23 protein-coding genes are annotated in these 23,101 nt (G+C 72.0%); 19 read left to right on the forward strand and 4 right to left on the reverse strand.

What is annotated here, in order from left to right; translation table 11 throughout:
* Nucleotides 1-20 precede the first annotated feature (20 nt).
* The 13 genes from AB0D34_RS06565 to AB0D34_RS06625 all read left to right on the forward strand — a co-directional run bounded on the left by AB0D34_RS06565 (nucleotide 21) and on the right by AB0D34_RS06625 (nucleotide 12,833).
* The gene (locus AB0D34_RS06565; RefSeq protein ID WP_362657413.1) at nucleotides 21-1,388 is read left to right on the forward strand and encodes a PhoX family protein; all 1,368 of its coding nucleotides are present in this window, start codon (nucleotides 21-23) and stop codon (nucleotides 1,386-1,388) included.
* Nucleotides 1,389-1,475: 87 nt separating this feature from the next.
* Complete coding sequence (locus AB0D34_RS06570) at nucleotides 1,476-2,363, forward strand: polyphosphate kinase 2 family protein (RefSeq protein WP_362657416.1); 888 nt, start codon at nucleotides 1,476-1,478, stop codon at nucleotides 2,361-2,363.
* A 21-nt stretch (nucleotides 2,364-2,384) separates the two neighbouring features.
* Complete coding sequence (locus AB0D34_RS06575) at nucleotides 2,385-3,902, forward strand: FAD-dependent oxidoreductase (protein ID WP_362657419.1); 1,518 nt, start codon at nucleotides 2,385-2,387, stop codon at nucleotides 3,900-3,902.
* Nucleotides 3,903-3,962: 60 nt separating this feature from the next.
* A complete protein-coding gene (locus AB0D34_RS06580; protein WP_362657422.1) occupies nucleotides 3,963-4,784 on the forward strand; it encodes a polysaccharide deacetylase family protein in 822 nt (273 codons plus the stop codon).
* A 9-nt stretch (nucleotides 4,785-4,793) separates the two neighbouring features.
* Nucleotides 4,794-4,973, forward strand: a complete 180-nt coding sequence (locus tag AB0D34_RS06585; protein WP_362657425.1) for a hypothetical protein — start codon at nucleotides 4,794-4,796, stop codon at nucleotides 4,971-4,973.
* 16 nt (nucleotides 4,974-4,989) lie between these two features.
* On the forward strand, nucleotides 4,990-5,706 hold the full coding sequence (locus AB0D34_RS06590) for an aminoacyl-tRNA hydrolase (RefSeq protein WP_362657428.1): 717 nt from the start codon (nucleotides 4,990-4,992) through the stop codon (nucleotides 5,704-5,706).
* Nucleotides 5,703-6,305 (forward strand): TetR family transcriptional regulator C-terminal domain-containing protein, encoded by a 603-nt coding sequence (locus AB0D34_RS06595; RefSeq protein ID WP_362657431.1) that lies wholly within the window; start codon nucleotides 5,703-5,705, stop codon nucleotides 6,303-6,305. Before AB0D34_RS06590 ends, AB0D34_RS06595 begins: the two co-directional genes overlap by 4 nt.
* An 82-nt stretch (nucleotides 6,306-6,387) precedes the next feature.
* A complete protein-coding gene (locus AB0D34_RS06600) occupies nucleotides 6,388-6,795 on the forward strand; it encodes a hypothetical protein (protein ID WP_362657434.1) in 408 nt (135 codons plus the stop codon).
* Nucleotides 6,795-7,391, forward strand: a complete 597-nt coding sequence (locus tag AB0D34_RS06605) for a TIGR03086 family metal-binding protein (RefSeq protein WP_362657436.1) — start codon at nucleotides 6,795-6,797, stop codon at nucleotides 7,389-7,391. Before AB0D34_RS06600 ends, AB0D34_RS06605 begins: the two co-directional genes overlap by 1 nt.
* 407 nt (nucleotides 7,392-7,798) lie before the next feature.
* On the forward strand, nucleotides 7,799-9,103 hold the full coding sequence (locus AB0D34_RS06610; RefSeq protein ID WP_362657439.1) for a DUF692 domain-containing protein: 1,305 nt from the start codon (nucleotides 7,799-7,801) through the stop codon (nucleotides 9,101-9,103).
* Between the two features lie 273 nt (nucleotides 9,104-9,376).
* Nucleotides 9,377-10,165: a DUF4142 domain-containing protein gene (locus AB0D34_RS06615; protein ID WP_362657442.1), complete on the forward strand. Its 789-nt coding sequence runs from the start codon at nucleotides 9,377-9,379 to the stop codon at nucleotides 10,163-10,165.
* A 100-nt stretch (nucleotides 10,166-10,265) separates the two neighbouring features.
* Nucleotides 10,266-11,108 (forward strand): TIGR04222 domain-containing membrane protein, encoded by an 843-nt coding sequence (locus AB0D34_RS06620; RefSeq protein WP_362657445.1) that lies wholly within the window; start codon nucleotides 10,266-10,268, stop codon nucleotides 11,106-11,108.
* A gap of 114 nt (nucleotides 11,109-11,222) precedes the next feature.
* Nucleotides 11,223-12,833: an alpha/beta hydrolase gene (locus AB0D34_RS06625; RefSeq protein ID WP_362657448.1), complete on the forward strand. Its 1,611-nt coding sequence runs from the start codon at nucleotides 11,223-11,225 to the stop codon at nucleotides 12,831-12,833.
* Here the strand turns inward: AB0D34_RS06625 and hemQ are convergent, their stop codons facing one another.
* Together hemQ and hemG are read right to left on the reverse strand one after the other, a co-directional pair.
* Nucleotides 12,834-13,565: a hydrogen peroxide-dependent heme synthase gene (gene hemQ, locus AB0D34_RS06630; RefSeq protein ID WP_362657451.1), complete on the reverse strand. Its 732-nt coding sequence runs from the start codon at nucleotides 13,563-13,565 to the stop codon at nucleotides 12,834-12,836.
* Between the two features lie 5 nt (nucleotides 13,566-13,570).
* Nucleotides 13,571-15,010 carry a protoporphyrinogen oxidase gene (gene hemG, locus AB0D34_RS06635; protein ID WP_362657454.1) on the reverse strand — a complete coding sequence of 480 codons (1,440 nt, stop codon included), beginning with the start codon at nucleotides 15,008-15,010 and terminating at the stop codon, nucleotides 13,571-13,573.
* A gap of 157 nt (nucleotides 15,011-15,167) precedes the next feature.
* Between hemG and AB0D34_RS06640 the strand changes: the two genes are divergently transcribed.
* Nucleotides 15,168-16,160 carry a DUF4349 domain-containing protein gene (locus AB0D34_RS06640; protein WP_362657456.1) on the forward strand — a complete coding sequence of 331 codons (993 nt, stop codon included), beginning with the start codon at nucleotides 15,168-15,170 and terminating at the stop codon, nucleotides 16,158-16,160.
* Nucleotides 16,161-16,187: 27 nt separating this feature from the next.
* Nucleotides 16,188-17,582: an FAD-dependent oxidoreductase gene (locus AB0D34_RS06645; protein ID WP_362657459.1), complete on the forward strand. Its 1,395-nt coding sequence runs from the start codon at nucleotides 16,188-16,190 to the stop codon at nucleotides 17,580-17,582.
* 3 nt (nucleotides 17,583-17,585) lie between these two features.
* Here AB0D34_RS06645 and AB0D34_RS06650 read toward each other — a convergent pair whose 3' ends face one another.
* Nucleotides 17,586-17,912 carry a hypothetical protein gene (locus AB0D34_RS06650; protein WP_362657462.1) on the reverse strand — a complete coding sequence of 109 codons (327 nt, stop codon included), beginning with the start codon at nucleotides 17,910-17,912 and terminating at the stop codon, nucleotides 17,586-17,588.
* 136 nt (nucleotides 17,913-18,048) lie between these two features.
* On the opposite strand from AB0D34_RS06650, the gene AB0D34_RS06655 reads away from it, so the two are divergent.
* Nucleotides 18,049-18,876 (forward strand): rhomboid family intramembrane serine protease, encoded by an 828-nt coding sequence (locus tag AB0D34_RS06655; RefSeq protein WP_362657840.1) that lies wholly within the window; start codon nucleotides 18,049-18,051, stop codon nucleotides 18,874-18,876.
* Between the two features lie 7 nt (nucleotides 18,877-18,883).
* Here AB0D34_RS06655 and hemE read toward each other — a convergent pair whose 3' ends face one another.
* Complete coding sequence (gene hemE / locus AB0D34_RS06660; RefSeq protein ID WP_362657465.1) at nucleotides 18,884-19,939, reverse strand: uroporphyrinogen decarboxylase; 1,056 nt, start codon at nucleotides 19,937-19,939, stop codon at nucleotides 18,884-18,886.
* A gap of 116 nt (nucleotides 19,940-20,055) precedes the next feature.
* Here hemE and AB0D34_RS06665 point away from each other — a divergent pair, with 116 nt between their 5' ends.
* The 3 genes from AB0D34_RS06665 (at nucleotide 20,056) to AB0D34_RS06675 (ending at nucleotide 23,037) form a co-directional block, all read left to right on the forward strand.
* The gene (locus tag AB0D34_RS06665) at nucleotides 20,056-20,724 is read left to right on the forward strand and encodes a DUF3000 domain-containing protein (protein ID WP_362657466.1); all 669 of its coding nucleotides are present in this window, start codon (nucleotides 20,056-20,058) and stop codon (nucleotides 20,722-20,724) included.
* 235 nt (nucleotides 20,725-20,959) lie between these two features.
* Complete coding sequence (locus tag AB0D34_RS06670) at nucleotides 20,960-21,622, forward strand: response regulator transcription factor (RefSeq protein WP_123992183.1); 663 nt, start codon at nucleotides 20,960-20,962, stop codon at nucleotides 21,620-21,622.
* A gap of 134 nt (nucleotides 21,623-21,756) precedes the next feature.
* Nucleotides 21,757-23,037: a ribonuclease D gene (locus AB0D34_RS06675; RefSeq protein ID WP_362657469.1), complete on the forward strand. Its 1,281-nt coding sequence runs from the start codon at nucleotides 21,757-21,759 to the stop codon at nucleotides 23,035-23,037.
* The last annotated feature ends 64 nt before the right edge of the window (nucleotides 23,038-23,101 follow it).

Consider the following 23,101-nt stretch of genomic DNA (forward strand, 5'->3'; position numbering starts at 1 on the left):
AGCAGGAAGGTTGCTTCGCCATGTCCGCAACACGACGTCAGGTCCTGGCCCGTTCTGGGGCCTTGGGCGTGGGTATCGCCTTCAGCGGCGCCCTCTCCGAACTCTTCGCCGGTACCGCCGCGGCCCAGTCCCTCGGCCACACCGGCTACGGCCCCCTCGTCCCCGACCCGAAGGGCCTGCTGGACCTCCCGAAGGGCTTCCGCTACAAGGTCCTTTCCCGCGAGGGCGACCAGCTCCGCTCCGGCGAGGGCAAGGTTCCCTCCAACCACGACGGTATGACCGCTCTGCCCGGCAGACACGGCCGTGTCCACCTGGTCCGCAACCACGAGAACCGCCCCACCGCGCCTCTCGCCGTCCCCACCGTCAAGGGCCTGACCTACGACCCGGCCGGCAAGGGCGGCTGTACGGCCCTCACCCTGGACGCCCGCGACAACGTGCTGTCGGAGCGGGTCGCCATCGCCGGCACCGCCGTCAACTGCGCGGGCGGGCCCACCCCTTGGGGCACCTGGCTGACCTGCGAGGAGACCGAGGACAAGGCCGGCACCAACGGCTACACCAAGGACCACGGCTTCATCTTCGAGGTCGACCCGGTCGACCCGCACCGCTCCGGGGCCGTACCGCTGACCGCGATGGGCCGCTTCCAGCACGAGGCCATCGCGATCGACCCGAAGCGCGGCATCGTCTACGAGACCGAGGACGCCTTCCTCAAGCCCTTCGGCCTCTTCTACCGCTTCCTGCCCAACAAGCCGCAGGGCGGCCTCGGTTCACTGCGCGCGGGTGGCCGGCTCCAGGCGATGCGGGTGCCCGGCGTACCGGACCTGTCCGTGATCCAGGAGACCGGTGCCTGCTTCGAGGGCATCGAGTGGGTCGACGTACCGGACCCGCTGGCCACCCAAACCCCCATCCGCCTCCAGGACTTCGGCCCGAAGGGCATCACGCACGCCCAGAAGCTGGAGGGCTGCTACTGGGGCGGGAAGTCCGTCTACTTCGTGTCCTCGTTCGCGCACCGCGCCGAGGGCTCGGCCGCCGACCACTTCGGGCAGATCTGGCGCTACGACCCCTCGGCGCGCCGGCTCACCCTGGTGATCGTCTTCGGCCCGGACACCGACGTCCAGCTGCCCGGCGAGTCCCCCGACAACATCTGTCTCGCCCCCAGCGGCGGCCTGATGGTGTGCGAGGACGGCAACGGCGCCCAGCACGTCTACGGCGTGACCCGGCACGGCGAGGTCTACGCGATGGCCCGCAACGCGCAGAACATCGGGACGCCGGACGCCCCGGAGTGGGGCGAGTTCGCCGGAGTCACCTTCTCCCCCGACGGGCAGACGATGTACGTCAACTGCTACACGCCCGGGACGACCTTCGCGGTGACGGGCCCCTGGCGCAGGTAGCCGCCCGCCGCGAGGGCTGACGTGCCCCGGTCCCCCTGGCGCAGGATCGAGGGACCGGACCCGGGCCCGGACCGGAAGGGGTGCCCGATGACGAAGAAGGGCTCGACGTCCCGCGCGGCGACGAAGGGTGGGGACGACCTCTCCCTGCGCGAGCTGTTGCGCGTACCGGGCGGCAAGCCGGTCGACCTGGCCGCCCACGACGCCCGGGAGACCCCGGCCGGCCCCCGGGACAAGCAGGCGGGCCAGGCCGCGATCACCGCTCTGGGTGCCCCGCTCGCCGACCTCCAGGAACGCCTGTGGGCGGCGAGCACGGCGGGCGACCGGCGCCGGGTCCTGCTGGTGCTGCAGGGCATGGACACCAGCGGCAAGGGCGGCACGGTCAAGCACGTCATCGGCCTGTTCAACCCGTCCGGCTGCCGTATCCAGGCCTTCAAGGCCCCCACGCCCAAGGAACTCGAACACCCCTTCCTCTGGCGCATCAAGAGGGCCCTCCCGCAGGCCGGGGAGCTCGGCATCTTCGACCGTTCGCACTACGAGGACGTCCTGATCGCCCGGGTCCGCGGACTCGTCCCGGCCGACGAGATCGAGCGCCGCTACGACGAGATCAACCGCTTCGAGAAGTCCCTCGCCGACGACGGCGTCACCGTGGTCAAGTGCTTCCTGCACATCTCGTACGACGAACAGCGCGACCGTCTCCTCAAGCGCCTGGACCGCCCGGACAAGCACTGGAAGTTCAACGTCTCGGACATCGACGACCGCGCCTTGTGGCCCGCGTACCAGCGGGCGTACGAGATCGCCCTGGAGCGCTGTTCGGCACCGCACGCCCCCTGGTACCTGGTCCCCGCCGACCACAAGTGGTACCGCAACTGGGCGGTGAGCCGCCTCCTCCTGGAGCATCTGTCGGAGCTGGACCCGCGCTACCCCAAGGCGGACTTCGACGTGGCGGACGCCCGGAAGCGGCTGCTCGAACAGTGAATCCCGGGGTACTCGGCCCGCATGGCCGAGAACCGACACGTCAAGGGCTCGTACTGGCTGGAGACGGCACCCGGCGGACCTCAGCCGCCACTGACCGAGGACCTCGATGTCGACGTGGCCGTGATCGGCGCCGGCATCGCCGGGCTGAGCACGGCGTGGGAGCTGATGCGCGCCGGACGGCGGGTCGCGGTCCTCGAAGCCGGCCAGGTGGCGGCCGGGGTCACCGGGCACACCACCGCCAAGCTCACGGTGCTGCACACCCTGATCTACGACAAGCTGCGCCGCACCCGCGGCCCCGAGGGCGCCCGGCTGTACGCCCGCTCGCAGTCCGAAGCGGTCGAGCGGGCGGGGGAGATCGCGGACGAGCTCGGCGTCGACTGCGACTGGGAGCGCCGTAGCGCCTACACCTACGCCGGTGAGGCCGGCCGGGTCGAGGAGCTGCGGGCCGAGGCGGCGGCCGCCCGGGAGGCGGGGCTGTCGGCGTCGTTCGTGACGGAGACCGGGCTGCCGTTCCCGGTGGCGGGCGCGGTACGGGTCACCGACCAGGCCCAGTTCCATCCGCGCAAGTACCTGCTGGCCCTGGTCGAGGACCTGGTCGCGGCCGGGGCGGCCGTCCACGAGCACACCGCCGTGATCGGCCTCGACGAGGGCGAGCCGTGCCGTCTGTCGACCGACACCGGGGCGACGGTGACGGCCCGGGACGTCGTGGTCGCCACCCACTACCCGATCTTCGACCGGTCCCTCCTGTTCACCCGGCTCTCCCCCCGGCGCGAGTTGGTCGTCGCGGGCACGATCGACCGGGCCCAGGACCCGGACGGCATGTACATCACCCCGGACGAGGGCACCCGCTCGGTCCGTACGGCCCCCTGGGACGGCGACCGCCGCCTGCTCATCGTCACCGGTGAGCACTTCACACCCGGCACGGGCGACACCCGGACCCGCTTCGACCACCTCGCCGCCTGGGCCACCCGACACTTCCCCGACGTGGACCTCACCCACGCCTGGGCCACCCAGGACAACGACCCCACCGACACCGTGCCCCTCGTCGGCCCCCTGCACCCGGGCGCCCGGCACACCTATGTCGCCACCGGCTTCGGCGGCTGGGGCATGAGCGGCGGAATCATGGCAGGCCGGCTCCTCAGGGCGCTGCTCACCGGCGAGGAATGCGCGTGGAGCGAGCTGTACGATCCCCGCCGCCTTCGCTCGACGGTCCGCGAGGCCCCGGCCTTCCTCAAGCACCAGGCCCAGGTCGCCCGCCACTTCGTCGGCGACCGGCTGCGTCCCGCGCCCCCGCTGGAGTCCCTCCCGCCCGGCGAGGGCGCGGTGGTCCGCGTGAACGGCGACCGCCTCGCGGTCTACCGCGACGACGAGGGCGCCCTCCACGCGGTCTCCCCCCGCTGCACGCACATGGGCTGCCTGGTCTCCTTCAACGGCGCCGAGGACGCCTGGGAATGCCCCTGTCACGGCTCCCGCTTCGACACCAACGGCAAGGTCATCCAGGGCCCGGCGACCAAGCCCCTGGAGCGGCGGGACATCTGAGCGGGTGACGTCACGGCCGGGGTGAGAGGCGAATAAGTCGGTTCGCCCTATTTTCGTACGGTGATCACTCTTGTACGACGCGTCACCGCCACCTGTGTCCTCGGCGCCGCCCTCACCGCCTGCGCCACCACGCCCCACCAGGCCCCCGGGGCGGTCCACACGGCCCCTGCGAGAACCAGCGCGCCCCCTACGCTCGCTCCCGGCCCGGGCGGGCTGACCCCGGTCTTCAAGAACGGCTCCCGCACCCACGGCAAGACGGTCGCGCTCACCTTCGACGCCGACATGACCGCCGACCAGGGGGCCCGGGCGGCGGCCGGCGAGCACTTCGACAACCCGGGGCTGATCGCGGCGCTGCGCGCCCTGAAGGTGCCGGCCACCGTGTTCATGACCGGGCGGTGGGCCGAGGAGTACCCGGAACAGGCGCGTTCCATCGGGCGGGACCCGCTCTTCGAGGTCGCCAACCACTCCTACAGCCACTACGCCTTCACCGACGACTGCTACGGGCTGCCGACGGTCTCCGGTGACCGGATGCGGGCGGATGTGGAGCGGGCGTACGCGGCGTTCCGGAAGGCGGGGGTGCCGGACGCGCGGCCGTACTTCCGCTTCCCCGGCGGGTGTTACGACCGGCGGGCGCTGAAGGCGCTGACCCCGGTCGGGGTGACCGCCGTCCAGTGGGACGTGGTGAGCGGGGACGCGTTCGCGACGGACGCGGAGGCCGTGTCGCGGCAGGTGCTGGAGGGGGTGCGGCCGGGGTCGGTCGTCGTCATGCACTGCACACACAGTGCCGCGCCGACGACGGAGCGGGTGGTGCGGGCGGTGGTGCCGGCGCTGCGGGAGAGGGGGTTCCGGTTCGTACGGGTGTCCGAGCTGATCGGGTCCTAGGCTGGAGGTATGAGCGAGGACTACTGCACGATCGGGAACGTGCCGAACCCTCCGGTCGCCGACGGGCCACCGTACGCGGAGTGTGTGCTGTGCCGCGAGCCGACGGAGTATCCGGAGTCGTACAAGGGGATCACCCTGTGTCCGGTGTGCGAGTGGCAGGAGGCACAGCGGACGGCTTGTTCGGGGTGACCTTAGGGTTGTCCGGGTGAGCCACGATGTGACGCCTTCGACCGACAGCCCCTTCCGCTCCGAGCCGACCGCACGCGACCAGGCACCCCAGTTCGTGCTGCCCCTGGTCGTCCGCATCGAGAAGGCCGCGCCGCCCGCTCGGACCGACGCCCTGGAGACCGCCGCGCGCGCCGTTCTCGTCATGCTCAGCGACGAGCGTTCCGTCGGCGACGGGGAGTGGGCCGAGGCCATGCGGCACTGGCAGGACGCCCGGATCCGCAAGGTCGTACGGCGGGCCCGGGGCGCCGAGTGGCGGCGGGCCGAGGCGCTGCCCGGGATCACCGTGACGGGGAAGGCGGCGGAGGTGCGGGTGTTCCCGCCGGTACCGCTCGACGGGTGGCCCAAGGAGCTGGCCAAGCTGCAGGTTTCCGGCACCGACCTCGACGACCCCGAACCGTTTGCCGAGGCGGATACGACGGCCCCCGTGCTGTGGCTCAACCCGGACCTCGACATGTCGGCCGGCAAGGCGATGGCCCAGGCCGGACACGGCGCCCAACTGGCCTGGTGGGAACTGTCGGACGAGGAGCGGGCCGCCTGGCGGGACGCCGGGTTCCCGCTCGCCGTACGGACGGCGGATCCCGGGCGCTGGCCCGAACTCACCGCCGGCGGACTGCCGTTGGTCCGTGACGCCGGGTTCACCGAGATCGCGCCCGGCTCCTGCACGGTCGTCGCCGACCATCCGGCGCTGCGATGACCAGGGTCGACGGTCGCGTCGAGCGTGGCAACCGGACCCGGCGCACGGTGCTGCGACGGGCCGTCGACATCGCATCCGTGGAGGGGCTGGAGGCGCTGTCCGTGGGACGGCTGGCCGGGGAGCTGGAGCTGAGCAAGAGCGGCGTGTTCGCGCTGTTCGGATCCAAGCAGGAGCTGCAGCTGGCGACCGTGCGGGAGGCCTCGCGGATCTTCGTCGCCGAGGTTCTGGAGCCGGTCTCCGAGGCGGCCGACGGGCTCGCCCGGTTGCGCGGGCTGTGCGAGAGCTGGCTCCGGTACTCGGAGCAGCGGGTCTTCCCGGGGGGCTGTTTCTTCTACGGCGTGATGGCCGAGTTCGACGCCCGCGAGGGAGCGGTCCATGACGCCCTCGTGGAGGCACAGCACGCGTGGCTCGCAGAGTTGGAGAGGTGCGCCGAGCAGGCGAGGGCCGCGGGTGAGCTGGGCGCGGACACCGATCCGGCACAACTCGCCTTCGAGGTTGTCGCGTTGATGGAGACGGCGAACGCGATGTCGGTGCTCCACGGCGAGTCCACGCCCTATGTCAGGGCGCGGCGGGGCATTGCCGCGCGGTTGCGGGCCTGAGAGCTGAAGTCGGTCGGCTGCTTCAGTCACTTCGGCTCGAAAACTAGTAGCACGATCGTTCGTTTAGTTTTATGGTCGGGGAATGGGTACTCCTCGACGACGCATCCTTCGCTCCCGATGGAAGTCGGGCCCCGCCATCCCGCTCGACGGTCCCGTACTCGTCGGCGTCACGGACTTCACGGCCGAAGCTCACGGGCAGGCGGTCGCCGTCGCGCTGGCCGGGATGCGGTTGCGCCGTACCTGGCCGTCGACTCCCGGCGCGGTCGGGATGTGGCTGTGGGCGGACCCTCTCCGCCGGCGCTCCGGGTCCGTGTCCGTGTGGGCCGACGAGCGGGGGCTGAAGGGGTTCACCGGCCGCCCCGACCATGTGCGGATCGTCCGCGCGCATCGTGGGCGCGGTGAACTGCGGTCGGTCAGGCGGGAGTTCGAGGAGTTCGATCCCGATGCCGTGTGGGCGTACGCCCTGGACCTGATCGCCGAGGAGCGCTGATGGACGTAGTGGAGCTGGACCGTATCGCCGTACAGGAGGCCGTGCGGGTGGTGGAGGCGGTCCGGGGCGGCGACTGGGAGCGGGAGACGCCTTGTGCGGGGTGGACCCTGCGCCGACTCGTGGCGCATATGACCGCGCAGCACCACGGGTTCGCGGCCGCCGCCCGGGGCGTGGGCGGTGAGCCGGGGTACTGGCGCGAGCCGGTAGAGGCGGAAGAGCCCGCCCGGGCACATCGGGCGGCCGCGGACGAGGTGCTCGGGGCGTTCGCCGAACGGGGCGTGCAGGAGCGGGAGTTCGTGCTGCCCGAACTGGGCGGAGGGTTCGCCGGGCGTACCGCGATCGGCTTCCACTTCGTCGACTACGTGGTGCACGCGTGGGACGTGGCTGCCACGCTGGGTGTGCGGCTCCGGCTGGCGGAGGACGTCACCGTGGCGGCGCTGGCCGTGGCCCGGCGTGTGCCGACCGATCCGGCCGGCCGGGGGCCGGGGTTCGCGTTCGCGCCCGCGCTGAAGGTGCCGGAGGGGGCCGGGCCGCTGGAGGAGGCGCTGCGGCTGCTGGGCCGGGAGCCGGAGGCGTGGCCGGGGACAGGTCTGTGACCTCACCTGGCGTGGCCCGGAACCCGTGTCTGATCTCACCGGCCGCGGCAAGGTCGAACCTCGGTACGAGGCCGGGCCACTGAAAGAGATCCTGCGGCGGCTGGGCCGCGAGCCGGAGGCGCGGCCCGGAATCCGTGTCTGATCTCACCGGCCGCGGCAAGGTCGAACCTCGGTACGAGGCCGGGCCACTGAAAGAGATCCTGCGGCGGCTGGGCCGCGAGCCGGAGGCGCGGCCCGGAATCCGTGTCTGATCTCACCGGCCACCTCGTGCCCGAACCTCAAATGTTGCTCTGAAGGTCCCCTGGGCGCGGTTCGGGTCCGGGGGCCGGGGCCATATCTCCGTCACGCCGCGCGAGCGGCCACCGAGCGGATGCGGGAGCGGCCGATTCACGGCGGAGGGACGGGCCATGCAGCGACTGGGGACGGGTATCGGATGGCGGCCGGAGATCGCGGACGCCGTGGAGGGCATGCCGGGCATCGACTGGGTCGAGGTCGTGGCCGAGAACGTCTGCCCCGGGCATCTCCCCGAGTCGCTGCGACGGCTGCGCAAGCGCGGGGTGACCGTAGTGCCGCACGGGGTCTCGCTCGGGCTCGGGGGCGCGGACCGGCCCGACGAGGGGCGGCTGACCGCGCTCGCCGAGCGCGCCGAGGCGCTCGGCTCGCCGCTGGTCACCGAGCACATCGCGTTCGTCCGGGCGGGCGGCCCGCTGACCGCGTCCCCGCGCCTGGAGGCCGGGCATCTGCTCCCGGTCCCCCGCACCCGGGACGCCCTCGACGTCCTGTGCGAGAACATCCGTGTCGCGCAGGACGCGCTGCCGGTGCCGCTGGCCGTCGAGAACATCGCCGCGCTCGTCTCGTGGCCGGGCGAGGAGATGACCGAGGCGCAGTTCCTGTACGAGCTCGCGGACCGCACCGGCGTACGGCTGCTGATCGACGTGGCCAACCTGCACACCAACCACGTCAACCGCGGCGAGGACCCGGCCGAGGCGCTCGCCGGGCTTCCCCTGGAGGCCATGGCGTACGTCCATGTCGCGGGCGGGTTCGAGCGGGACGGGGTGTGGCACGACAGCCACGCCCACCCGGTCCCGCGGCCGGTGCTCGACATCCTCACCGACCTCGCGTCGCGCATCTCGCCGCCGGGCGTACTGCTGGAGCGGGACGAGAACTTTCCCGAACCGGCTGAGCTGGAGCGGGAGTTGGGGGCGATTCGGGAGGCGGTGGAGAAGGGCGGGGCGCAGCCGGGCCTCGCGTGGCGCGCCGCTGCCCCCGAGGAGCCGCCGGGTGTTCCCACCGACCGGGCCCGCCAGCGGCTCGCCCTCGCCCAGACCGCGCTGCTGTCCGCGCTCGTGGCGGGGACGCCGGTTCCGGAGAGGTTCGACCGGGTGCGACTGGGGGTACAGGCGCGGGCGCTGGCGGGGAAGCGGGCGGATGTGGTGGCGAAGGTGGCGCCGGAGTTGCCGGTGATCCTCGGGGCGGTGGCTTATCGGGCGGCGTTCTTGGCCTATGCGCAGAGGGCTCCGATGACGGACGGGTATCGGCGGGATGCGTTGAGCTTTGCCGAACATCTGTTGCTGGGTGGGGAGTTGGGGGACGCGGGGGTGGGGCGGGAGTTGCGGGAGTGGTGGCTGGAGCGGACGGGACCCACGCCGAGGTCCCGGAGGCCTGGGATTCGACTGGCCCGGGCCACGCGGAGGGTGTTGCTGCGGCACTGAGGGTGCGGGGTGCCCGGGGGATGCGTTGTCGCTCGGTCGGGAGCCGTCCCAGCGGCACAACTGCCCGCGGCTGCGGGCTGCGCAGGCATAGCGGCCGACGGTTACTGCAACCCACCCAGGGGCGCGGGGTTGTGTCGATGTGCGGCTCCGCCGCGTGGGCGCGACCAGCCCCCCACGGCCCGCAGCCGACAAACGACCCCCGCGGACCCGACGGTAATATGTCAATCCCGCACCTGAGACTCCCTAGCGTGCGGTGCCGCAACAGGAGGCACCATGCGATCCCGACCGCCCGTCAAGGGACGAGGCATCTTCACCGGCACCGGAATCATCATCGCCGGGCTGACAGCGACCCTCGTGGCGTTGCTCATCCCGATGTGGTCGTACGCCGACCGTTCCGGCACGGGACTCAGCGTGTTCAACGCCGGGACCGTGACGACGCCGTACGGGCCGCTCTCCGCGCTGGACCGGGAGTTCGTCGAGAAGGTGCGTCTCGCGGGGCTGTGGGAGCTGCCCGCGGGTCAGCAGGCGGAGCAGAAGGGGACGACACAGGCCGTACGGACGGCCGGCGAGCACCTCGTCGAGGGGCACACCTTCCTCGACGCGCGCGTACGTGACGTGGCGGCGAAGCTCGGACTCGCCCTGCCCAACGAGCCCAACGAGCAGCAGAAGCAGTGGCTCGCCACCCTGAACCAGGCTCAGGGCGTCGACTACGACCGCCAGTTCGCCAACATCCTGCGCCTCGCGCACGGCAGGGTGTTCTCGGTCGTCGCCCAGGTCCGCGCGAGCACCCAGAACTCCCTGGTCCGTGCCCTGGCCGACGACGCCAACACCACCGTCCTGGACCACATCAAGGTCCTGGAGGCCACCGGGTACGTCGATTTCGGCGCCCTGGCCCGGGACTTGGCCGCGGGCAGCACCCCGCCGATCACCAACTCCCCCGCTCCGCCGGGCCCGACGACCGACCCGGGCCAGGTCGTTCCGGTCACCCCGTCGCCGTATGCGACGACCTTCACCCTTCCCCCGGCCGCCTCCAGCCCGCCTCCGGTCCCCGTGGCGTCGTAGTCCACTTCCGGACAAACGGAACGTCACACACCGACAACACTCCGTCCGGATTGTGAACAGCCCATGGCGCCGCCAGGAGCCTTTGGCATAGAAACGCGGCATGTTCTGGGTTCTCCTTCTGCTGCTGGCCTGGGCCGCCGCCGGCACCGCGTGTACGCGGCTGTGCCTGGCCGCCGTACACGCGGCGGCCGCGGACGCGGATGCCCGGGGACACGATCTGACGCTGTACGAGGCCGCGTTCCTGTCCGGCGGCCCCCGGCGGGTCGCCGATCTGACGCTGGTCTCCATGGCCCGGCAGAGACGGCTGCTGCTGGCCCACACCGGCTGGGCCACCGTCGTCGATCCGCGCGGGCGGGACGAGATGGAGCGCACGGTCATCGGGGCCATCGGCCCTGAGGGGCAGTCACGGATCGCACCGGTGCGGGCGGACGCGGCCTCGGCGGACGCGGTGCGCAGCCTCGCCGACCGGTTGGTGGACGCGGGTCTCGCCGTGCCCGACGGCGCCCGGTCCGGCATCGCGGCGGCGCTCCGCCAGGTGCGGTCGGCCGCGGTGGCCGTGGTCGCGCTGGGTGCGATCGCGCTGCTGTCGCCCGCCCCGTCGGAGATGCCGCGGCACCTGGTCGCCCTCTGGTTCGCGCTGCCGCTCGCGCTGTCCCTGAGCTGTCTGGCCGTCGCGCGGGTGGAGGTCCACCCGTACTCGCGCTGGGCCTCACCGGCCGGTCAGCGGCTGCTCGGCGCCCTGACCAGGCGCTCCGGCGGCACGGACGAGCGGACGTATCTCACCTGCGTCGCCGTCCGCGGCATCAGCGCGATCGGCGAACCGGACCTGCGCGCGGCCTTCGCACACGGCGAGCCGCACCGCGCCCCGCTCCGCCAGGAGTGGCGAGGCGTACGGCACGACGGACACGGCGAGAAGCACCGTCGGCCGCACTGGCGCGACTGAGCGCCCGGGGGCGCACGGAGGCATTGAGGACGACACCCGCGGTCGGTGCTTGCCTTCACCCACACCCGAACGAAACATCCCTTTTGTCGCCGCCGCGCACCGAAGGGACACCTGATGAGAGCTCCCGCCCTCTACACGGCCGCCGGGTCCTTGCTCCTGACCACGCTCGCCGCCGCTCCGGCCGGGGGCGCTCCGGCCGCCCCCGGCGCGGTGGAGCTGCACGGCACCGCGATCGCCGCCGCGCGCGCCGCGGATGCCGGGATCCGCTTCGGCGCCTGCCCCGCGGTGGAGGACCTGCCGGACACCGTGCAATGCGGCACGGTGTCCGTACCGCTCGACTACGCGCACCCCGACGGCCGGCAGATCAGACTGACCGTCAGCCGGGTGCCGGCCACCCACAGGGACCCGCACAACAGCAAGCGCCGGGTCCCCCGGCAGGGCGCCCTCGTCTACAACCCCGGCGGCCCCGGCGCCTCCGGCATGTACTTCCCGCTGATCGGCGTAATGCCCGAGTGGAAGGGGCTCGCGGCGGCGTACGACCTCGTCGGCTACGCCCCGCGCGGAGTCGGCCGTTCGGCACCGCTGTCCTGCACGGACCCGAAGAAGTTCTTCAAGGCACCCACGCAGGCACCCACGCACCCCTCGGAGTCGTACAAGAAGGAGCGCATCGCGCAGGCGAAGGCCTACGCGCGCGGGTGCGCGAAGCGGACGGGGGCGGCGCTCAAGCACTACACCTCGCTGAACAACGCCCGGGACCTGGACGTCCTGCGGGCCGCGCTGGAGGAGCCGAAGCTGACGTTCATGGGGGCGTCGTACGGGACCTACCTCGGTGCGCTGTACGCGACGCTCTTCCCCTCGCACGTACGGCGGATGGTGTTCGACGCGGCAGTGAACCCGGACCCTGAGCAGATCTGGTACCGCAACAACCTCGACCAGTCGGCCGCGTTCGAGGGACGCTGGGCGGACTTCCGGGAGTGGGCCGCCAAGCACGACGCGGTGTACGGCCTCGGGGACACGGCGGAGAAGGTGCAACGCAGCTACGAGAAGGCCGCGGCGCGGCTCGCCGCGAAGCCGGCGGGCGGGAAGGTCGGGCCCGGTCAGCTTCAGGGGGCGTTCCTGTCGACCGGGTACTACGACGACTTCTGGCCGCATCGGGCGCAGGCGCTGTCGGCCTATCTCAAGGGCGATCCGAAGCCGCTGATCCAGCAGGCCGGGCCGCATCAGGAGGCGGCGAAGGAGGCGGAGAACTCCAGCGCGGTCTATACGGCCGTGGAGTGCAACGACGCGTCCTGGCCGACGGACTGGGCGGTGTGGGACCGGGACAACACGCGGCTGGCGCGGGTGGCGCCGTTCGAGACGTGGGACAACGTGTGGATGAACCTGCCCTGCGCGTACTGGCCCGCTGCCCGGCAGGAGCCGCTGGACGTGCGCACCGGGCCCGCGGAGCTGCCCGCGACGCTGATCCTGGCGGCCGAGCGGGACGCGGCGACTCCGTACGAAGGTGCCCTGGAGCTGCACCGGCGGCTGTCCGGCTCGGTGCTGGTGACCGAGCGGGACGCGGGCACGCACGGCATCGCGGGCGGCCCGAACCCGTGTGTCAACGGGTACCTGGACGCCTATCTGCTGGAGGGTCGCCTCCCGGTGCGGCGCGCCGCGTGCGCCCCGCACCCCGAGCCGAAGCCGAAGGCCGGCTCCCGGAAGGCGACCGTCAGACCCGCTCGCTGATCAGGCGAGACCCGCCACGAGGTCGCCGATGTCCTTGCGGCGGCCGGTGTAGAACGGGACCTCCTCGCGGACGTGCATCCGGGCCTCCGAGGCGCGCAGGTGACGCATGAGGTCGACGATGCGGTAGAGCTCGTCGGCCTCGAAGGCCAGGATCCACTCGTAGTCGCCCAGCGAGAACGAGGCGACGGTGTTGGCGCGGACGTCCGGGTAGCCGCGGGCCATCTTGCCGTGGTCGGCGAGCATACGGCGGCGGTCCTCGTCGGGCAGGAGGTACCAGTCGTACGACCGCACGAACGGGTACACGCTCACGTAGTCCCGGGGGTTCTCGTCCGCGAGGAACGCCGGGATGTGGGAGCGGTTGAACTCGGCGGGGCGGTGCAGCGCCATGTTCGACCAGACCGGCTCCAGGGCGCGGCCCAGCTTGGTGCGGCGGAAGAGGTTGTACGCCTCCTGCAGCTGGTCGCTGGTCTCCGCGTGCCACCAGATCATGACGTCGGCGTCGGCGCGCAGCCCGGACACGTCGTAGGTGCCGCGGATGGTGACGTCCTTGGCGGCGAGCTGGCCGAACAGCTCCTGGACCTCGTCGGCGTAGCCGGTGCGGTCCTCGGGGAGCACGTCCTTCAGCTTGAAGACGGACCAGAGCGTGTAACGGATGACCTCGTTGAGGTCCTTGGCCAGCTTGCCCTTGTTCGGGACCCTGCCGGACTCGGGGGTGGGGGCGTCGTTGCTCATGGCCCCTATTCTCCCGCTCCGCCGTGCAGACTCTGCACCGGGTTGGCCGTGAGCTCCTGTACGGCGGTCAGGTCGCCCTGGATCTGGTCCACGGCCGCGTGGGCGCTCGCGATGCAGGCCGGGATGCCGACGCCGTCGTACTGCGCGCCGCACACCGCGAGGCCGGGGAGCTTGGCGACGTGCTCGCGGATGCGGGCCACGCGCGTGTGGTGGCCGACGGGGTACTGGGGCAGGCCGTCGGTCCAGCGGGTGACGCGGGTTTCGAGGGGGGTTGCGGCCAGCCCGGTGGCCGCTTCCAGGTCGTGGCGGGAGACGTCCACCAGGGCCGCGTCGTCGCGCTCCAGAATCTCCGTCTCGCCGTAGCGGCCGACGGAGGTGCGCAGGACGACGACGTCCGGGTTCTCGTCGGCGATCCAGCCCCATTTCTGGGAGGCGAAGGTGGACGCCTTGATGGTGCGGCCGTCGACCGGCGGGACGAGGAAGCCACTGCCGGCCGGCAGGGCGGTGTCGGAGCGGCGGTAGGCGAGGGTGACCAGGGCCATGGAGGCGTACTCGACGGTGTCGAGCTCGGTGGCGGCCTCGGGTGCTTCGGCGCGCAGGAGGCCCGCGGCGGCCGGGGCGGGGACGGCGACGATCACCGCGTCGGCGTGCAGGACGCGGTCTGCGGCCACCACCTTCCAGCCGCCGGACTGCTCGCGGCGCAGCTCGCTCACCGGGGCGCCGGTGACGATCTCGCCGCCCCGCGCGCGCACCGAGTCGGCGACGGCGAGCGGGAGGGTGCCCACACCGCCCTCGATGCCCATGAACACGGGCCCGGTCTGCCGGCCCGCGGCCATCTTGGCCTGGATCTCGCGGACACCCTCCGTGAGGGAGATATGGGTCTTCGCCACCTGGAAGAGCTGCGGGACCGCCGAGCGCATCGAGATGCGGTACGCGTCGCCCGCGTACACTCCGCCCAGGAGGGGCTCGATGAGGCGGTCGACGACCTCGCGGCCCAGCCTTGTCGCCACGTACTCGCCGACCGCCACGTCGTCGCCGACCTCGGTGCGGGGCAGTTCGGCGTCCCGCTCGATGCGGGCGAGGCCCTCGTCGGAGAGCACTCCCGCGAGGGCGTCGGCGGTGCCGGGGACGCCCATGACGTGGCCCTTGGGCATGGGGCGCAGGGCGCCGCGGGTCCAGATCGAGGCCGTGGCGGTGGCCGGCGGCTGGAGGCGCTCGTCGAGGCCCACCTCGCGCGCGAGGGCGATCGCCTCCGGCCTGCGGGCCAGCATCGACTCGGCGCCGAAGTCCACGCGGGCGCCCGCGATCTCGCCGGGCAGCAGCTTGCCGCCGACACGGTCGGACGCCTCGACGACGGTGACGCGCGCACCTCGCTGCAACAGCCGGTGGGCCGCGGCCAACCCCGCGATGCCGGCCCCGATGACGACGACCTGTGATCCGCTCATGGCCCCAGCCTCTCAGACCCCACTGACAGTCGACCGGCGGCCCGGTGTCCTTCACGAGTCCTGACCGTGACCGCATCGGGACCGCCGGGGTCCAACGTTCGTACCCCCTCCGGCGTCGAAGGAGCGTCAGTTGTTCACGACCCTCGGGGGGACGCCCATGCACACCTCACGTTCACGAAGCTCGGTACGGCCCGTGCAGGCCCTCGCCGGGCTCCTGCTGGTCGCGGCCCTCGCGCTGACCGGGTGCAGCGGGGGAGCCGCCGACACCAGCAGCGACGGCGGCAACGCCCTTTCCGACAGCAAGGCGGGGCAGAGCGAGGCGAGGGGCGCGGCCGGTGCCGAGGACAGCGCGGGCAGCAAGCAGGCCACCGCCGCACCGCAGCCCGCCGCGAGCCACATCATCCGCACCGCCACGCTGACCGTGCAGGTCAAGGACGTACCGAAGGCGCTCGCCGCGGCCCGCACCACCACCGAGAACGCGGGCGGATTCGTCGGCAAGGAGTCGACCTCCCGCGACGAGGAGGGCCGGGAGCAGACAGAGGTGGTGCTGCGGGTGCCGGTCGAGAAGTACGACGAGGTCCTCACCGACCTGGAGGGCGCGGGCAAGCTCCTGGAGCGCACCGCGAACGCGCAGGACGTCACCGACCAGGTCGTCGACGTGGAGAGCCGGATCGCGACGCAGCGCGCGAGCGTGGCGCGGATCCGCGAACTGATGGACAAGGCAACCAGGCTCAGCGACGTGGTGACCCTGGAGGGCGAACTGAGCACCCGTCAGGCCGACCTGGAGTCGCTGCTCGCCCGCCAGGCGTCCCTGAAGGACCGCACGAGCCTGGCCACCATCACCCTCTCCCTGTCCGAGAAGCCCGTCGTCAAGGTGGAGGAGGACGACGATCCCGGTGTCGTCGACGCGCTCACGGGCGGCTGGGACGCGTTCGTGACCATGCTGCGCTGGGTCGTGATGGCGCTGGCGGCCGTACTGCCGTTCCTGGCGGGGCTCGCGCTGATCGTGCTGGTCTGGCTGCGGCTGGTCCGGCCCCGGCTGCCCCGTCGGCCCGCATCGGCGGCCGCCTCGACCGCCCTGGGCCCGCTGCCCACCGCACGTCCCGTCCCCGACCCGGACCGCTCGCGGGAGCGGGGCGAGCAGGACTGAAATGCCCCGCCCTCGTAGCGTGTTCGCATGAGCATGAGCCGTACGCGGGACACGAGGGAACGTCTGGTCGTGATCGGTGGCGACGCCGCGGGGATGTCCGCGGCGTCGCAGGCACGCCGGATGAAGGGCCCCGACGAGCTGGAGATCGTGGCGTTCGAGCGGGGCCACTTCAGCTCCTACTCGGCGTGCGGCATCCCGTACTGGGTCGGCGGGGACGTCACCGGGCCGGACCAGCTGATCGCCCGCACGCCCGAGGAGCACCGGGCCCGTGACATCGACCTGCGGATGCGCACCGAGGTCACGGAGATCGACGTCGACGGGCAGCGGGTACGCGCGCGTGACCTCGACTCGGGGGCCGAGTCCTGGACGTCGTACGACAAGCTCGTGATCGCGACCGGCGCCCGCCCGATCCGCCCGGACATGCCGGGTGCCGACGCTCCTGGTGTGCACGGGGTGCAGACCCTCGACGACGGCCAGGCGCTCATCGACACGCTGGCACACACGCGTGGCCGTAACGCGGTGGTGGTCGGGGCCGGGTACATCGGCGTGGAGATGGCCGAGGCGCTGATCAACCGGGGCTACGAGGTGACGGTCGTCAACCGGGGCAGCGAGCCCATGTCGACGCTCGACCCGGACATGGGCCGCCTGGTGCACGAGGCCATGGAGGGCCTGGGCATCACCATGGTCAACGACAGCGAGGTGACCAAGATCCTCACGGGTGAGGACGGCCGGGTCCGCGCGGTGGCCACGGAGGACGCCGAGTACCCGGCGGACGTGGTGGTGCTCGGCATCGGCGTACGCCCGGAAACGGCGCTCGCGAAGGCGGCCGGTCTGCCGCTGGGCGGTCACGGCGGCCTGCTGACGGACCTCGCGATGCGGGTGCGCGGTCACGAGAACATCTGGGCGGGCGGTGACTGCGTGGAGGTCCTGGACCTGGTGTCGGGGCAGGAGCGCCATATCGCGCTGGGCACCCACGCCAACAAGCACGGCCAGGTCATCGGCACGGGCGTCGGCGGCGGCTACGCCACCTTTCCCGGGGTCGTCGGTACGGCGGTGAGCAAGGTCTGCGACCTGGAGATCGCCCGCACCGGGCTGCGCGAGAAGGACGCCCGGCGGGTGGGCCTCCAGTTCGAGTCGGTCACGATCGAGTCGACCAGCCGCGCCGGCTACTACCCGGGCGCCTCCCCCATGACGGTGAAGATGCTCGCCGAGCGCCGCACGGGGCGGCTGCTCGGCGTGCAGATCGTGGGCAGGGAGGGCGCGGGCAAGCGGGTCGACATCGCCGCGGTGGCCCTGACGGCCGGTATGACGGTGGAACAGATGACGGCCCTGGATCTGGGCTACGCCCCACCGTTCAGCCCGGTGTGGGACCCCGTCCTCGTGGCGGCCCGCAAGACCGCCGCGAAGGTGCGGGCCTCCTGACCGCTATGCCGTGCCGTTGATGCGTTCGATGGCCTGGCGGGCCTGGTCGGCCGGTGGCCGGGGCGGCAGCGCCGAGACAGAGGCACTGGTGCTGGTCGGCATCGCGGCCGGCTGCTCGCCCGCCGGCTTGGCGTGGGCCGCCGGCCGGGTGGACCTGAGCCGGTTGCTCACCGCCTCGTCGAGGGTCACCGGGCGCTGCATCTGGGAGGCCAGCCGCCCGGCCTCCTGACCGAGCCTGGCCACGTCCTCCCACGGCAGTCGCACCACAAGGGAGATCTCGGCCTCACCGTCGGGAAGAGCGTGCATCGGAGGAGTAATACGGTCGTTCATCGCCTGTTCCTCACGTAAGTCCCCGCGGCCCGCCTTCCCCGTGCCGCGGGCGGTTGAGGAGACATACGCACGCGTGCGTGCGGGTGTTCACCGGGGCACACCGATTCACCGGGCCCATCGCGGGCAGTACTTCCTTGTGGTCATCCCCGTCCATGACGTGAACCCGGTGCGCCGCACCCCCGTGGTGACGTACGCGCTCATCGCCGCGAACGTCCTCGTGTTCCTGTTCATGCCCGGCCTGGCCGGCTCCATGGCGGGCGACAGCAGCCTGTCCCAGCTGTGCCATCTCCAGGCGTTCCTGGACCAGTACGCGGCGGTCCCACAGGAGTTGATCCACCATCAGATGCCGCACCTCGTCCCGACGGGCGACGTCGGCACGAACGCGCAGGGCGCGGCGGGCTGTGTGGTGGCCCCGCCCGACTACGACAAGTCCCCCGCCCTGTCGGTCCTGACGGCGATGTTCCTGCACGGCGGCTGGCTGCACCTGCTGGGCAACATGCTGTTCCTGCTGATCTTCGGCAACAACGTCGAGGACCGCATGGGGCATGTGCGCTTCGCGCTGTTCTACGTCGTCTGCGGCTATGCGGCGTCGTACGGCTTCGCGCTGCTCAACGACGACTCGGGCGACCCGCTGATCGGCGCCTCGGGAGCCATCGCCGGTGTCCTGGGCGCCTATCTGGTGCTGTACCCGAAGGCCAGGGTGTGGGTCCTGGTGCCGTTCCTGGTGTTCCTGCCGCTGAGACTGCCGGCCTGGCTGGTGCTGGGCTTCTGGTTCGTGCTCCAGGCGTTCTACTCGTCCGGCGAGGGCGTCTCCGCGGCGGGCACGGTGGCATACGCGGCGCACGTGGTCGGCTTCCTCGCCGGGATGCTGCTCGCCTGGCCGCTCAAGGCCGGCACTCCCCCGCCGCCGGAACCGCGCGGTCTGCTGTTCGGCAGGAAGGCGCGGCCCCGGCACACGTGGTGAGGGCTTTTTATCGGGCCGTCTGCGTGTGGACGTACTCCACGAGGCGGGTCAGCGCGTCCGGGTCGGTGGTCGGCATGACGCCGTGGCCGAGGTTGAAGACGTGGCCCTCCAGGCCCTCGGCCGACTCCAGGACCTCACGGGTCTTGGCCTCGACGGCCTCCGTGGACGCGAACAGGACCGTCGGGTCGAGGTTGCCCTGGAACGCCTTGCCGGGGCCGACGCGGCGGGCGGCCTCGTCGAGCGGGACGCGCCAGTCGACGCCGACGACGTCCGCGCCGGCCTCGCCCATGAGCCGCAGCAGCTCGCCGGTGCCCACACCGAAGTGGATGCGGGGGACGCCGTACCCCTCGACCGCCTTGAAGACCTTCGCGGAGGCCGGCAGCACCGAGCGGCGGTAGTCGACGGGGGCGAGGGCGCCGGCCCACGAGTCGAAGAGCTGGACGGCGGAGGCGCCGGCTTCGATCTGGACCTTCAGGAAGGCGGCGGTGATCTCGGCGAGGCGGTCGAGGAGGTCGGCCCACAGCTCGGGGTCGCCGTACATCATCGACTTGGCGTTCTCGTACGTGCGGGACGGGCCGCCCTCGACGAGGTAACTCGCGAGGGTGAAAGGTGCGCCGGCGAAACCGATGAGAGGGGTCGGGCCGAGCTCGGCGGTCAGCAGGCCGATGGCCTCGGTGACGTAGGAGACGTCCTCGGGAGTGAGGTCGCGCAGCTGGGCCAGGTCGGCGCGGGTGCGGATGGGTCGCTCGACGACCGGGCCGACGCCGGGCTTGATGTCGAGGTCGATGCCGATGGCCTTGAGCGGGACGACGATGTCGCTGTAGTAGATCGCCGCGTCCACGTTGTGCCGGCGGACCGGCTGGAGGGTGATCTCGGCGACCAGCTCGGGGCGCGTGCAGGACTCGAGCATCGGGATGCCCTCGCGGACCTTCCGGTACTCGGGCAGTGAGCGCCCGGCCTGGCGCATGAACCAGACCGGCGTGTGCGGCACGGGTTCGCGCCGGCAGGCCTTGAGGAAGGCGGATTCGTACGTGGCTGACTGCGTCGCGTCGTGTGCACTCACGTCGGAAAGTCTCGCACGGTGCGATGAGTGCCGAGTGCGCGGTGTCTGTGTGGGCATGGAGCCGAGTCAGGGTGTCTAGGCCCGCACCACGCCCCCCTTCCCCTTAACCTTCCCGCATGGCTGCGGCACAAGGACGACTGTCGGACGACACGGGCGGAATGGACGACGCGAAGGGGAGTGACCGGGATGGGAGCGGTGCGGCTCCGCCGGCCTTCCAGGCCGCGGTTCAGGCCCTGCGCGGCAGTCGGCTGCGGCCGCAGATCGAGATCGAGCCGACGCGGGCACCGCAGCGGCTCGCCCCCCACGCGTACGCGCTGGAGGCCACCGTCGTCGACGGCGACCAGGACCTCGCCGACGGCCGTCTGGTGCTGCTGCACGACCCCGACGGGCACGACGCCTGGCGCGGCACGTTCCGGCTGGTGACGCTGGTGCGCGCGGAGCTGGAGCCGGAGATGGCGGCCGACCCGCTGCTGCCCGAGGTGTGCTGGTCGTGGCTGACCGGGGCGCTCGCTGCGCGCGGGCTGTCGTACGGCGAACCGAGCGGCACCGTCACGCGCGCGAGCTCGCACTACTTCGGCGGTCTGGCCGAGCGCCCGGCGGCCTCGCAGATCGAGATCCGCGCCTCCTGGACGCCCCGCGAGGGCCTCGGCGGAGTGCCGGACGCGGGGGCGCATCTGGCGTCCTGGTGCGATCTGCTGGCCCAGGTCGCGGGCCTGCCGCCGGCCGGGCCGGGCGACGCGTCGGTGGTGACGCTGCCACAGCGCCGGGATCCGCAGGCGCGCTGACCCATCCAGGAGAGCGGGGAACCGTCCACCATTCGGCGCATCAATTTGTCGATACGGCCACTTTCAGTCAGGAGTGACCCGTCGAACGAACCGATATGCTCACCGAACGATCGATCGCACGTCCGAATTGCACTAATTGTTACTCACTAGATCGTGATCATTCTCTAAAGGACGCCGGGTTCGGTGCCGAAGACGTCTGTGACCTTCCAAGCCGTCCCGCACCCCAGGAGGCCCGGTGTCCGTTCTCCTCGAGCAGCCCGCAAGCCTGGTCGCCTACCGCCCGAACAAGCCCACCGCCATGGTGGTCGTGGCCGACCCGCGCGTACGATCCACCGTCACCCGTCACCTCTGGGCGCTCGGTGTGCGCGATGTCATCGAGGCCTCGTCCGTGGCGGAGGCCCGTCCCCGCATCGGCAACCCCAGAGACATCTGCGTCGCCGACGTCCACCTTCCCGACGGCTCCGGCCTGACCCTGCTGTCCGAGACCCGCGCCGCGGGCTGGCCCAACGGCCTCGCCCTCTCCGCGGCCGACGACATCGGCGCCGTGCGCAACGCCCTCGCGGGCGGCGTCAAGGGTTACGTCGTCACCGGCACCCGCACCAACCTCGGGCTCCCCACCCGGCCGGGCGCCGCCCCCATCGGCGCCGCAGCCGCCCGAATGCACCGCCGCCCCCCGGGTGCCCCGAGCCACCCGGGCGGCTACCGCGAGCTCTCCGGCCGTGAGGTCGAAGTGCTGCGGCTGGTGGCCGAAGGACAGTCGAACAAGGCCATCGGTGTCTCGATGGGCCTGTCCGCGCTGACCGTCAAGAGCCACCTCGCCCGTATCGCCCGCAAGCTCGGCACGGGCGACCGCGCAGGCATGGTGGCGGTCGCCCTGCGCACCGGCATCATCCACTGAGGTTCTCTTCGAGCCTCACTGTTCACGGACGTGAACCAGAGCTTTCACCGAGCTGACTGGTTTACGACCCCAAAGCGCCTGCCGACGGAACGTTCCGTCGGCAGGCGCTGTCCATACACAGATACCCTTGACATGTGACCGACGCCCAAGAGACCGCAGCAGACGTTTCACTGCGAACCACCGGAGGCGCCCCTCCGGACGACGGCGGATCTTCTGCAGCGGAGGCGCCGATCCCTCTACTGGAGCCGCGCGAGGGCATTCCGCCCGTGATCGCCGACGAGGACGCGCTCGCCGAGGTGATCGCCGCGTTCGCCGCGGGCTCCGGCCCCGTCGCCGTCGACGCCGAGCGGGCGTCCGGTTACCGCTACGGGCAGCGCGCCTATCTCGTGCAGCTGCGCCGCGCGGGCGCGGGGACCGCACTGATCGACCCCGTGGCCTGTCCCGATCTGTCGGGCCTCGGCGAGGCACTCTCCGGTGTGGAGTGGGTGCTGCACGCCGCCACTCAGGATCTTCCCTGTCTGCGCGAGATAGGCATGATTCCGTCCCGTCTCTTCGACACCGAGCTGGCCGGGCGGATCGCCGGGTTCCCCCGGGTCGGGCTCGGAGCGATGGTCGAGAGCGTGCTGGGCTTCGTCCTGGAGAAGGGGCACTCGGCCGTCGACTGGTCGACCCGCCCGCTGCCGGAGCCGTGGCTGCGGTACGCCGCCCTCGACGTGGAACTTCTCGTCGATCTGCGGGACGCACTGGAGAAGGAGCTGGACCGGCAGGGGAAGCTGGAGTGGGCGCTCCAGGAGTTCGACGCGATCGCCTCCGCGCCCCCGGCCGAGCCTCGTAAGGACCCCTGGCGGCGGACCTCCGGGATGCACAAGGTACGACGGCGGCGGCAGCTGGCCGTCGTGCGGGAGCTGTGGCAGACGCGGGACCGGATCGCCCAGCGGCGGGACGTGTCACCGGGGAAGGTGCTGTCGGACACGGCGATCGTCGAAGCGGCGCTCGCCCTGCCCGCCAACGTGCATGCGCTGGCCGCGTTGAACGGGTTCGGGCATCGGATGGGGCGGCGGCAGCTGGAGCAGTGGCAGGCGGCCGTCGACCGGGCCAGGGCCCTGGCGGAGGTGCAGTTGCCGCAGCCGGGGCAGCCGGTGACGGGGCCTCCGCCGCCGCGGGCGTGGGCCGACAAGGATCCTGCCGCTGCCGCTCGGCTGTCTGCTGCGCGGGCGGCCGTGTCCGCGTTGGCCGAGACCCTGAACATGCCTCAGGAGAACCTGATCACGCCGGATACGGTACGGCGGGTCTGCTGGGAGCCGCCGGCTGTTGTCAGCGCGGAGTCGGTGGGGGTCGCTCTGGCTGGTTACGGGGCTCGGGCCTGGCAGGTCGAGCAGGTCACGCCGGTGTTGGTCGCTGCTTTGTCCGCCTAGCCGCCGTGGGTTCTTTCTGAGACACGGCGGCTGCGGGTTCGTCGTGGCTTGTCGCGCAGTTCCC

This window comes from Streptomyces sp. NPDC048420 (genome assembly GCF_040651535.1).
Classification (GTDB): domain Bacteria; phylum Actinomycetota; class Actinomycetes; order Streptomycetales; family Streptomycetaceae; genus Streptomyces.

Excerpts from the sequence above, each read along its gene's own strand:
- AB0D34_RS06565 (WP_362657413.1), top strand. The coding sequence starts at position 21 with ATGTCCGCAACACGACGTCAGGTCCTGGCCCGTTCTGGGGCCTTGGGC.
- AB0D34_RS06570 (WP_362657416.1), top strand. The coding sequence starts at position 1,476 with ATGACGAAGAAGGGCTCGACGTCCCGCGCGGCGACGAAGGGTGGGGAC.
- AB0D34_RS06575 (WP_362657419.1), top strand. The coding sequence starts at position 2,385 with ATGGCCGAGAACCGACACGTCAAGGGCTCGTACTGGCTGGAGACGGCA.
- AB0D34_RS06585 (WP_362657425.1), top strand. The coding sequence starts at position 4,794 with ATGAGCGAGGACTACTGCACGATCGGGAACGTGCCGAACCCTCCGGTC.
- AB0D34_RS06595 (WP_362657431.1), top strand. The coding sequence starts at position 5,703 with ATGACCAGGGTCGACGGTCGCGTCGAGCGTGGCAACCGGACCCGGCGC.
- AB0D34_RS06600 (WP_362657434.1), top strand. The coding sequence starts at position 6,388 with ATGGGTACTCCTCGACGACGCATCCTTCGCTCCCGATGGAAGTCGGGC.
- AB0D34_RS06605 (WP_362657436.1), top strand. The coding sequence starts at position 6,795 with ATGGACGTAGTGGAGCTGGACCGTATCGCCGTACAGGAGGCCGTGCGG.
- AB0D34_RS06610 (WP_362657439.1), top strand. The coding sequence starts at position 7,799 with ATGCAGCGACTGGGGACGGGTATCGGATGGCGGCCGGAGATCGCGGAC.
- AB0D34_RS06615 (WP_362657442.1), top strand. The coding sequence starts at position 9,377 with ATGCGATCCCGACCGCCCGTCAAGGGACGAGGCATCTTCACCGGCACC.
- AB0D34_RS06620 (WP_362657445.1), top strand. The coding sequence starts at position 10,266 with ATGTTCTGGGTTCTCCTTCTGCTGCTGGCCTGGGCCGCCGCCGGCACC.
- AB0D34_RS06625 (WP_362657448.1), top strand. The coding sequence starts at position 11,223 with ATGAGAGCTCCCGCCCTCTACACGGCCGCCGGGTCCTTGCTCCTGACC.
- hemQ (WP_362657451.1), bottom strand. The coding sequence starts at position 13,565 with ATGAGCAACGACGCCCCCACCCCCGAGTCCGGCAGGGTCCCGAACAAG.
- hemG (WP_362657454.1), bottom strand. The coding sequence starts at position 15,010 with ATGAGCGGATCACAGGTCGTCGTCATCGGGGCCGGCATCGCGGGGTTG.
- AB0D34_RS06640 (WP_362657456.1), top strand. The coding sequence starts at position 15,168 with ATGCACACCTCACGTTCACGAAGCTCGGTACGGCCCGTGCAGGCCCTC.
- AB0D34_RS06645 (WP_362657459.1), top strand. The coding sequence starts at position 16,188 with ATGAGCATGAGCCGTACGCGGGACACGAGGGAACGTCTGGTCGTGATC.
- AB0D34_RS06650 (WP_362657462.1), bottom strand. The coding sequence starts at position 17,912 with ATGAACGACCGTATTACTCCTCCGATGCACGCTCTTCCCGACGGTGAG.
- AB0D34_RS06665 (WP_362657466.1), top strand. The coding sequence starts at position 20,056 with ATGGCTGCGGCACAAGGACGACTGTCGGACGACACGGGCGGAATGGAC.